This is a genomic window from Anaerocolumna aminovalerica (assembly GCF_900115365.1).
Classification (GTDB): Bacteria; Bacillota; Clostridia; order Lachnospirales; family Lachnospiraceae; genus Anaerocolumna; species Anaerocolumna aminovalerica.
Genome location: NZ_FOWD01000028.1, coordinates 48,019 through 59,036, shown reverse-complemented (window position 1 = coordinate 59,036; position 11,018 = coordinate 48,019). Strand labels below are relative to the sequence as shown.

Genomic DNA, 11,018 nt, shown 5'->3' with positions numbered 1-11,018 from the left:
GGCATAGTAGTACCGGGCATAGTAGTACCAGGCATAGTAGTACTAGGCTGTGTGGGAGCAGTGCCGGGCATATTGGTACCAGGCATAGTAGTTCTAGGTTGTGTAGGAGCTACAGGAGTAGTGCCGGGCATAATGGTTCTGGGCCGCTCAGGAGAAGTACCGGGCATAGTTCTAGGTTGCTCAGGAGCTGTTGGTGTACTAGGCGGAATGTTCCTTTCCATATTTGTATTAGGAGTCGTTGTTCTTGGTGTTGTAGTACGACTAGGACATCCTAATGGTTCTTCCGTTACGCCGACTTCAGTTTCGGCAGGTATAACCGTAGTATAGTTCGGAATACCCTTTCTTTCTGAAGTTTCAACAGTATTTTTAACATCAAAAGGCCTTGTTGTCTGGGGATAATCTGGTTTCGAATAAGGTGAGAATTCAGAAAATGAATATCTCATTATAGCCTCCTTAAGTACATAAGTGCTTTTTCATTTATCAATATATGCCATAACTTAGGAACCGTGCATAGTAATCAAAAAGGAAAGTCATAAAAATAGTAGGAATATTTAGAGTTATATGGTAAAATACAATAATGTAAATAAACGACCCTATTTAGAAAGGCAAACCATATGGATTCCAGTATTTTAAAAGCAATTAGTGAGAATTTAAATATAGATTTTATTGATATGGTAATAAGTAACCCGCCAAAAGGTTCTGAATTAATAAAAGTTAAAGTTCGGCCTGTTTTATTAAAAGGCAATATATTATATCAGGCATCGGAATATCGTGGAAAACAAATCTTCCATACCAATTTTAAGAAAGAAGAATTATTAGAGAAGCTTACTGATTGGCTGGAAAATAATATGAAACAGGCAGTTATGACCTGTAAAACAAAACAAATTAATATATTAATCAGTAAAAAAGGAAAAGCTACAGTTAAATTTAAGAATATTATTACACCGGTTAATAGTAAAGAAAGAAGTGCTGATCTACAGCATAACCGGGAAAAGGCATATATTTTAACAGAAGGAAATCCCATTCCATTTTTAATTGATTTAGGTGTTATGAATAGTGAGGGTAAAATAATAAAATCCAAATATGATAAATTCAAACAGATAAATCGATTCTTAGAATTTATAGAAGACATATTACCCAGTTTAAGCAGAGAAAGAGAACTTACCATTATAGACTTCGGATGCGGAAAATCTTATTTAACCTTTGCTATGTATTATTATCTGAAGGAATTGAAAGGGTATCAGATAAAAGTAATTGGCCTGGATTTAAAAGAGGATGTTATCAGGCACTGTAATCAGCTTGCACAAAAATATGGATATGATAATCTACATTTTATGGTAGGAGACATTGCTTCTTATGAAGGGGCAAGTAAAGTTGATATGGTAGTTACTCTTCATGCCTGCGATACAGCAACAGATTATGCCTTGTTTAAAGCAATTCAATGGGAAGCGGAAGTTATACTTTCTGTACCATGCTGTCAGCATGAGTTGAATAGTCAGATTAAAAATGATATATTAAGTCCTATCTTACAATATGGATTAATTAAAGAGCGATTTACTGCTTTGGCAACGGATGCACTCCGTGCAGAGCTGCTAGAAGCGATGGGATATAAATCGCAGATTCTGGAATTCATAGATATGGAACATACTCCAAAAAATATATTAATACGAGGGGTAAGAAATCCGAAGAATCAAAATAAAACAGCAGAATTAAAAAAACAAAAGATGAAATCCATAGAAGAATGCAGAAAATTTTTAAATGTTAATCCGGCTTTATATCAATTATTAATAGATAAGATGTAAGGACTTTGGGTAAATTATTAAAAAAGAATTTTAAGTTTTATAGGTAATTGAATACGCAGATGAGCGCAAAAGCGCTGGAATCGGGGTTAGGTTGAAAAAGCAAGTTTTTCAACCGGAAATTTGTGCGTATTCACAAATTCCCTCTTTATTAAAAAGCGCCATAGCGCTGGAATCGAGGTTGTTATGTTGAAACATGTATATAAAGGAATTATATTGCTTTGTGTATTTGCTGCCTCACTCTATTATTTTAGCCTGGATATGAAAGAAGAAGTAGTTCGTGTTGAAAAAACAGTACAAATGAGCAAAGCCTCATTCCCTATTGTAACATTAAAAGTAAATGGTACAGAACTTAATCAAATGCATGGCTACAGTAATACCATGAGTGCCGGCACCGTAAGAGAATCTATTACACCACTGGATAAGGATCAAAGCTTTACTATAGTTATAGATGAAAAAGAAAATGATGTAAAACGTGTAATTTATGAATTAAGAAGTGTATCTGACCAAAGACTATTGAAAACAGATACTATTAATGCGTTAGATAAAGAAGGAGATTTTAAAACAGCAAAAATCAAATTAGATGCTTCTTTAGAAGTGAATGAAGAATATGCTGTTAAAATCACATTGGTTACAATCAAAAGTAAAAAAATGAATTATTACACCAGGGTAAAACTTCTTCCGGACTCTAACTATAAGGAAAAATTAGATTTTGTTCTGGACTTCCATAATACTATTATGGATAAACAGAAAGCGGAAGACATAATTCGTTATCTGGAACCGGATCCAAAACAGGATAATTCTAATTTTGCTCATGTTAATATTCACTCCAGTTTTGATTTAGTCAGCTGGGGTAATTTAAAACCACAGGTGATTGGAGATGTGATTCCCACCATTAAGGAATTAAGTCCGGATATGGGATCAATCCAGCTAAAATACAGGGTATCGGCAGAAACAGACAGCGGGCAGGAATTTTATAATGTACAGGAATTTTATCGGGTTCGGTATACTTCTTCCAGAATGTATTTATTAAATTATGAAAGAAGAATGGAATCTGTTTTTGACATAAATCTAACCAGTCTAGCGAAAAGTCAGTTTAAAGTAGGAGTTACCAATCAGGAAAAAATGGACCTGGTAACCAGTGCAGACGATACCAAATTAGCATTTGTAAGAGAAAGAGAATTATGGTACTACAATCTGGCTGAAAATGATGCTATAAAAGTATTTTCTTTTCGCCAGGAGGAATCCGATAGTATTAGGGATATATACGATCAGCATAATGTGAAAATATTAAATCTGGATGATAGCGGTAACATAGATTTTATCGTATATGGATATATGAACCGTGGTGTATATGAAGGAAGGGTAGGTATTGTATTATACCGTTTCTATAGCGGGGAGAATAGAATTGAAGAGTTGGTTTACATTCCAACCAATGTAACTTATCAAATATTAAAGGAGCAATTAGGAGAATTTAGTTATGTAAACCAATTCAGTACCTTTTATTTTACTATCCATAATACGATTTATGCCTATAATCTCATTACCAGTAATTTAACTACCGTTGCAACTGATATAAATAATGAAGGATATATTGTATCCAAAAAAGAGCAATATTTAGCCTTCCAGAACAGTAGCGATCCTCTGAAAGCGGATACCATTACTATTTTGGATCTGGAAACAGGCGCAGAACAGCAGATCAATGCACCAAAAGGAAGTAATATTCGTCTATTGGGAAAAATTCATGAGAATATAGTTTATGGATTTGTAAAACATAACGATATTACGACTACCGTTGATGGAGAGCCGTTAGTACCCATGTACCAAATCCAGATTGCTGACTATAACCGGAATGTTTTAAAAGATTACAAAAAATCAGGTTATTTTATAACTGATACTATAATTGAAGATAATATTATAACCCTGCTTCGGGTAGAGCAGGTAAAAGAGAATGGAAAGACTTATTACAAAACAGCCTCTTCGGATAATATATTAAATAAAGTAATACAATCACCTTCTGTATTCAAATTAGCAGAAAGGGTTACGGATCTCACTTTGACAGAACAGTATATTTCCCTTCCCTCCGGATATTCTATGGAAGAAAAGCCCAAGGGCAGACAAACGGTAAATACTATTATTTCAAGAGATACTACCCTTCGTCTGAAGGAAGAGGAAAGGCTGCCGGATGAATATGTAGTTTATGCATTAGGTGAAATTGAAGGCTTTTATGATCATGCAGGAGAAGCTATAGAGAAAGCCAGCAGCCTGGTTGGTACTGTATTAAACGGAAATCAGGAAGTAATCTGGGAACGGGGTGTAAGAAAACCTTCAAATGAGATAAAGAATATTGATCCTGTCTATGAAACCGATTCTTTAAATAGTATTATGGCCAGCGCTTTCATGTTAGTCAGCTATCAAAAGGGCGGTACAATAAACAGTAGTCAGGTCACAAATCAAGTATCAGCCCACGAATTCTTAAGTCAGAACTTTGGAAATAAGCTGCTTAACTTAACCGGCTGTTCTTTAGATGATGTACTGTATTATGTCAGTGATCAAAGACCGGTGCTGGCTTTAAAGAATTCCAATCAAGGGGTATTGATTGTGGGGTATGACAACTATAATATTACAGTAATTGATCCAGTACTGAAAAGAACCATGAAGCTTGGGTTAAATGACAGTATGGCTATGTTCGAGGCAGCAGGTAATGTATTTATAAGTTATAAAAAGTAGAGGAAAACAGGATCTGAGGAGGCCCAAAAGCAGCCTAATGTTTTAATAGAACAAAGAAAAGTGGGAAAAGGAGAAAAAGATATGGATGAAAGAATAAAAATATTGGCACATAATTTAGTTACTTATTCAATGAACGTGCAGAAGAATGAAAAGGTATATATTCATTATACAGGTGAATCTACGAAGGACCTGGCAAGACAATTGATAAAAGAAGTATATAAAGCAGGAGGCCTGCCATTTCCACACTACACAGATCCCCAGGTACAAAGGGAAATGCTATTAAATTGCACCGAAGAGCAACTAAAATTAATGGCTGAAATAGATGGACAGGAAATGGATAAAATGGATTGTTATGTAGGTGTAAGAGGAAGCGAAAATGTATCGGAGTTATCCGATGTTCCTGCCCATAAAATGAGTTTATATGAAACATTTTATTCCACACCGGTTCATCATGATATCCGTGTGAAAAAGACCAGATGGGTGGTTCTACGTTACCCTAACAGTTCTATGGCACAACTTGCCAATACCAGTTTGGAGAATTTTGAAGACTTTTACTTTAATGTATGTAACTTAGATTATTCTAAAATGAATAAGGAAATGCAAAATCTAAAACAATTAATGGAGAAAACAGATAAGGTAAGAATCCTTGGACCGGGCACAGACCTTACTTTCTCAATCAAAGGAATTCCTGCTATTCCTTGTGCAGGAGAAAGTAATATTCCGGATGGAGAAGTATATACATCACCGGTGAGAGATTCCGTTAACGGCACCTTGTCTTACAATACACCTGCAGTATTCCAAGGCTTTACTTATGAGAACATTAAGTTGACCTTTAAAGACGGAAAGATTATAGAAGCAACAGCTAATGATACGGAAAGAATAAATAAAGTATTTGATACCGATGAAGGAGCCAGGTATATTGGAGAGTTTGCCATTGGTGTAAACCCTTATGTGCTGAAGCCTATGAAGGATACTTTATTTGATGAAAAGATAATGGGCTCCTTTCATTTCACTCCCGGTAACTGTTATAGTGATGCATCAAATGGTAATAAATCTGCAATTCATTGGGATTTGGTATGTATTCAGACCCCTGAATATGGTGGCGGAGAGATGTATTTTGATGATATTCTGATCCGTAAAGACGGAAGATTTGTGATTCCGGAATTGGATTGTTTGAATCCTGAGAACTTAAAATAAATCCTTAAATTTATGAAGAATAAATGAAGATGTTTAACAATTTATTAAGATGGAAAATTCTATTTAAAGTTTATGTATTATGACTTATAATAAGGTATATTAAGAGTAGCTTTCGTTTATAAGATAGCTGTCTAAAGTTATATAAGTATTTTGCAATAGGAAAATACTAGCTTTTAGATTTTTATTATGTACCGTAAGATACGGTTGGAAAGAGGAGACGAAAAAAATGAAACTTCTTAGTGTAGCTATACCTTGCTATAATTCTGCGGAGTATATGGATCACGCTATTGAAACACTTTTAACAGGTGGAAAGGAAATGGAGATTATCATTGTAGATGATGGTTCCAAAGATGATACCAGAAAGATTGCAGATAACTATGCTGCAAAATATCCGGATATTATTAAATCTGTTCATCAGGAAAATGGCGGTCATGGAGAAGCAGTAAATACCGGGTTACTTCATGCTACTGGACTTTATTTTAAAGTTGTAGACAGTGATGATTGGGTTAATGAAGATGCCCTTCGCCAAGTATTGGATAAATTACAGGAGCTGGCTGAAGATGGGCAAAGTTTAGACCTTATGATTGCTAACTATGTTTATGAGAAACCAAGCATTAATAAACATAAAGTAATGGATTATAAAACTGCTTTGCCAAAAGGAAAAGTCTTTACATGGAATGATATTATGCACTTTAAACAAAGTCAGTATATCATTATGCATGCAGCTATTTACCGCACAAAATTATTAAAAGATTGTGGATTAAAGCTGCCAAAGCATACCTTCTATGTGGATAACATATTTGTTTATCAGCCACTTCCTTTTGTAAAAACCATGTATTATCTGGACGTAAATCTATATCGTTATTTCATCGGAAGAGAAGATCAGTCAGTAAATGAAAAGGTTATGTTAAAACGTATCGACCAGCAGATTCGAATTACAAAGATTATGATTGAATGTCATGATATGTCACAGATTAAGAATAAAAAGTTAAGAAATTACATGACTAAGTATTTATGTATGATGATGACAGTTTCATCTGTTTATCTTATAAGGGATAATACAAAAGAAAGCTTGGAAAAGAAAGAAGAACTATGGGATTATTTGAAAAAAGCCGATAAAAAATTATATACTCGAATTAACAATATGTTTCTGGGAAGGTCTATGAATTTACCAGGTAAGGCAGGAAGAAAAATAGTAGATATTGGCTATAAGATTTCAAAAAAAATATATGGTTTCGGTTAATCCGAAACCATATATAGTCTAAAAAGAAAGGGTATCCTTATAAATATTTAATTTTCAGAAAAAGTGGATTGTGCATATGCTTTATCTGCTTCCTTATGAGCAATTCTGTTACTGCCTATTACATATACGAAGATATACATAACACCACTTAATGCTATTCCGGCGATAACATCAAACGCAGAATGTTGTTTTAAGAACATAGTTGAAAGACAAATAAATATCATCAAAATAAAGGATGACCTCTGAATCCATTTATGTTCCTTTAAAGCATTGCTTCGGTGTATGGCAATGTGAGCGCCAATAGAGTTAAAAACATGAATGCTTGGACAAACATTAGTGGAAGTATCAGTTGCATATAACTTCCCAACAATACGAATAAATATATTGTCTCTAGGTATTTGTGATAAATCTGGACGAAGGTTTTGTCCATTTGGCCATATGGTATAAATTATTAAGCAGATGGTCATTCCTATAAATAAAAATGCAATACATTTATAAAAGTCTTCCTTATTTGTTAAAAAGAAATAAACAATTGTTGCAAAGATATAGACAAACCATAAATAGTATGGAATTACAAACCATTCATTAAAAGGTATGTAGTCATCAAGCCATATCTTCACAGGTGTGTAGTTAGTGGTTACTGCTTTTTCCAGAGCAAAAAACCATATAATGTATACAATAAAATAAGAGAATACCCAACCGTGTTTATATTTAGATAGTAATTCTTTCAAGTTAACCAACCTTTCTTTATTATTTTAAGGTTCTTCTGCTGTTCATTGGGATTATAGCACAAAGTGGGAATTCTCACAATATAAATAGCAAAGTTTATATTAATGTAAGAAAAAGTTAAGAAAAACATTAGTTATAGCGTTACTTTAACGCAGGAAGGGGTAATTTATGAAAAGAGTATTTTTAATTGTTTTAGATAGTTTTGGAGTAGGAGAAATGAAAGATTCAGCAGAATATGGTGATGCAGGCAGCAATACCTTAAGAGCAGTAGCTTCCAATAAATATTTTAACACTCCTAACATGGCTAAGTTAGGTTTATTCCATTTAGACGGACTGGATGATATGAAAAAAGAGAACAATCTCCTTGGTTCATATGCCCGTATGGCAGAAGCCTCCAAAGGGAAAGATACTACCATCGGACATTGGGAAATTGCAGGTATAATTTCTGAAAGTCCCCTGCCAACATTTCCGGATGGTTTCCCACAGGAATTACTAGATGAACTATCAAAACGTACCGGCCGGGGTATCCTTTGCAATAAACCTTATTCAGGGACAGAAGTAATCAAGGATTTCGGAGAAGAGCATGTAAAAACAGGTGATTTAATTGTCTATACTTCAGCAGACAGTGTACTTCAAATTGCTGCACACGAAGCGGTTGTTCCAATTGAAGAATTGTACCGTTACTGTGATATTGCAAGAGAGATATGCCAAGGACCTTGGGGTGTGGGAAGAATAATAGCAAGGCCTTTTGAAGGAGAAGCCCCTAACTTTAAGAGAACTTCAAGACGTCATGATTATTCCTTAGTACCTCCAAAGGCAACTATGCTAGATGCTATTAAAGAGTCTCAAAAGGAAGTTTTAGCTGTTGGTAAGATTTTTGATATATTTGCAGGGGCAGGTATCACTGATTCTGTTCGCACAGCCAACAATGCAGAAGGTATTGAGAGAACCATTGACTATATGAAAAAGGATTTTGAGGGCTTGTGCTTTACCAACCTGGTAGACTTTGATATGGTTTACGGTCACCGTAATGATGTTGAAGGTTACGCAAAGGCATTGACTTATTTTGACGAACAAATGCCTCGTATTGTGGAATTACTAAAAGAGGATGATATTCTAATCCTTACTGCTGATCATGGTTGTGATCCAAGTACAGAATCTACAGACCATTCCAGAGAACATACTCCATGTTTAATTTACGGAAACAAGATAAAAGAAGGAGTGAATCTGGGAACCAGAGACACCTTTGCAGATATTGCAGCAACTATTCTTGAATATCTGGATGTGAAAGGGGATGTAGCCGGTAAATCTTTCTTGGGAGATATCTTAAGATAATAGAAATTAGTATTAGAATGCTTTGCCCAATATAGGTTATTCAAGACCAACAAGAGTATGGGATGCTGTGTAGTTCTTGTTCCACAGGGAAATCCGATGGTTCTAATACTAAAGTAATCGCTTAGAGCATATTTAAAAATTGCGAACTCCTCAGCTTCGCTTCGTCAAACATCACAATTTTTAAATATTGTCGTGATTCCTGTAGTATAAGATCCATAACGAATTTCCCAAAGTCACAAGAACCACACAGCATCCCATACTCTCGTTAATCAAGGTAGGTTTTATTAGGGCAAAGCTATTTATGAAAACCAGGTTTTCTGCAAACTGAACTGGTGTCAGACATGGTTCCTTTCTACAACTTGCTATAAATTTTCTGATTTTTTCTTGTTCCATATTCTTTTTCTCCTTTCCGTAAAAGTATAATCTTTTCATGGGTAGAACGACACCTACTAAAGGTAGAATTAGAATTATGAAGTATAAAACCATTATCTACGGACCTTTTGCGCCATTTGGTATCAGCCCCATACGGATAAAACCAAAAACACATTATAATCTGTTTTCTTTCCCAGAATTTACTGCTCTATATGCTCCACTTTTTAGAAGATTTCATGGCGGAAATATAGCCTGTATTTGCCAGTAATTTCTTTCTCACTATGCTATATTATATACGGATAACCATAGGGAGAAAACTTCACTAATAGAGTTTTTTTCGTGCTTTTTTTATCAATTTGAAAGTTAAAGGAGCCGGTTCCTTCTATATTATTTGTCTAAAAAGTCAGCTGCTGTCGAAGGCTTTTTTGAACAAGGTTTGCTATTAATGGTTATTTACGGTATAATGTACACATCTGTTAATATGGAGGGAAGCAATGAATAAAATAAGATATCAAGTATTACCATTGATTCTTACTATTGCTTTAAGTGCATGCAGTTTCTCAGTCAGTGCTGCAAGACATCAAGATACTAGAACTCCGGATTTCATATTTTCATCAAATGAAGATGCAGATATTGCATTGAAAATAAAGGATATGAATACTGGAAGAGAAGATCAACTAGAAACACAGATTACATATACAGATAAAACATTAGAAATTACTGGTCTAGAACCATTTTCCTTGGAAAAACTCCAAAATGGAACAACAGGCTTAGAAATCTATTATAATTTAATGGATTCTCATACAGAAGAAAAACCAATTGACTCTTATGGAAAGATAGAAAACAGGGAGGATATTTCTGACATAGGAGAAGTTATCCTTACTCTATCGGAAGATGAGCCTTATTGGAGAATCTGCAATGAAAATGGCAGTTGGGGAATTGGTATCCGGGGGATAGGAATACCGGAAGTAATATATCAATTATTGCCGGAGAATGTAAATAGCCTTAAAGGAATAAATTATAGGGGAATACAAACCGAAAAAAATTTAAGAAGTAATAATAATTACAAAAGCAAGATTGTATTAATTCAACAAACTCCTGTTGATAAAACAAACTCCATTTCATTAAGGGACTTACAGCTGCCAGCAGATATAATCCGGCAGATAACAGCGAATAATAATTACCAAAGCAATTTGGAGATTATGGCAAATTATACTTTTAAGATAAAGGTTCCTTCGAAGGATATAAATACGGATTTAAATAAGGGGAATTCTTTATGGATAAAAGGTAAGGTTACTATAAGATATGCAGTTGATGTAAAACATGATATCCTTATAAAATAGTACGAGTAATAATTCATAGAACAAACATTTCATATAAAAACAATTCATAGAATAAACAATTCAGAATAAAAATTTAGAATAAACAGTTTACAGAACAAACGAGAAGCCTCTTAAACCTCTTCACAAGAAGAAAACTAAGAGGCTTATTTATTTCCATTTCAAGGTTTTTAATTCATACTATTCATATATGATATTATGAAAATAATGATTGACAAATGATAAATCATATGATAAATTAAATTTAGATAGAAATATATTTAGAATGAATTT

General features: G+C 34.2%; 7 protein-coding genes and 1 pseudogene. 6 read left to right on the top strand and 2 right to left on the bottom strand.

Going from position 1 to position 11,018, the window contains the following annotated elements; genetic code table 11:
* Positions 1-443: pseudogene (locus BM183_RS14595) on the bottom strand (hypothetical protein); the annotation flags it as partial.
* A gap of 171 nt (positions 444-614) precedes the next feature.
* Here BM183_RS14595 and BM183_RS14590 point away from each other — a divergent pair.
* The 4 genes from BM183_RS14590 to BM183_RS14575 all read left to right on the top strand — a co-directional run bounded on the left by BM183_RS14590 (position 615) and on the right by BM183_RS14575 (position 6,969).
* Positions 615-1,802, top strand: coding sequence for a class I SAM-dependent methyltransferase (locus BM183_RS14590; RefSeq protein ID WP_091687608.1), 1,188 nt, complete (start codon positions 615-617; stop codon positions 1,800-1,802).
* Positions 1,803-1,985: 183 nt separating this feature from the next.
* Positions 1,986-4,529: a hypothetical protein gene (locus BM183_RS14585; RefSeq protein ID WP_091687607.1), complete on the top strand. Its 2,544-nt coding sequence runs from the start codon at positions 1,986-1,988 to the stop codon at positions 4,527-4,529.
* 81 nt (positions 4,530-4,610) lie between these two features.
* Positions 4,611-5,726: an aminopeptidase gene (locus BM183_RS14580; RefSeq protein WP_091687606.1), complete on the top strand. Its 1,116-nt coding sequence runs from the start codon at positions 4,611-4,613 to the stop codon at positions 5,724-5,726.
* A gap of 226 nt (positions 5,727-5,952) precedes the next feature.
* Entirely contained in the window at positions 5,953-6,969 is a 1,017-nt protein-coding gene (locus BM183_RS14575; RefSeq protein WP_091687605.1) for a glycosyltransferase family 2 protein, read from the top strand.
* A gap of 47 nt (positions 6,970-7,016) precedes the next feature.
* Here BM183_RS14575 and BM183_RS14570 read toward each other — a convergent pair whose 3' ends face one another.
* Positions 7,017-7,700: a phosphatase PAP2 family protein gene (locus tag BM183_RS14570; RefSeq protein ID WP_139221535.1), complete on the bottom strand. Its 684-nt coding sequence runs from the start codon at positions 7,698-7,700 to the stop codon at positions 7,017-7,019.
* Positions 7,701-7,866: 166 nt separating this feature from the next.
* Here BM183_RS14570 and BM183_RS14565 point away from each other — a divergent pair, with 166 nt between their 5' ends.
* Together BM183_RS14565 and BM183_RS14555 are read left to right on the top strand one after the other, a co-directional pair.
* On the top strand, positions 7,867-9,033 hold the full coding sequence (locus tag BM183_RS14565; protein ID WP_091687604.1) for a phosphopentomutase: 1,167 nt from the start codon (positions 7,867-7,869) through the stop codon (positions 9,031-9,033).
* 866 nt (positions 9,034-9,899) lie between these two features.
* Positions 9,900-10,748 (top strand): hypothetical protein, encoded by an 849-nt coding sequence (locus BM183_RS14555; RefSeq protein WP_091687602.1) that lies wholly within the window; start codon positions 9,900-9,902, stop codon positions 10,746-10,748.
* Positions 10,749-11,018 lie beyond the last annotated feature (270 nt).

Bases quoted from the DNA above. Each gene is read 5' to 3' on its own strand.
- BM183_RS14590 (WP_091687608.1), top strand. From the start codon at position 615: ATGGATTCCAGTATTTTAAAAGCAATTAGTGAGAATTTAAATATAGAT.
- BM183_RS14585 (WP_091687607.1), top strand. From the start codon at position 1,986: ATGTTGAAACATGTATATAAAGGAATTATATTGCTTTGTGTATTTGCT.
- BM183_RS14580 (WP_091687606.1), top strand. From the start codon at position 4,611: ATGGATGAAAGAATAAAAATATTGGCACATAATTTAGTTACTTATTCA.
- BM183_RS14575 (WP_091687605.1), top strand. From the start codon at position 5,953: ATGAAACTTCTTAGTGTAGCTATACCTTGCTATAATTCTGCGGAGTAT.
- BM183_RS14565 (WP_091687604.1), top strand. From the start codon at position 7,867: ATGAAAAGAGTATTTTTAATTGTTTTAGATAGTTTTGGAGTAGGAGAA.
- BM183_RS14555 (WP_091687602.1), top strand. From the start codon at position 9,900: ATGAATAAAATAAGATATCAAGTATTACCATTGATTCTTACTATTGCT.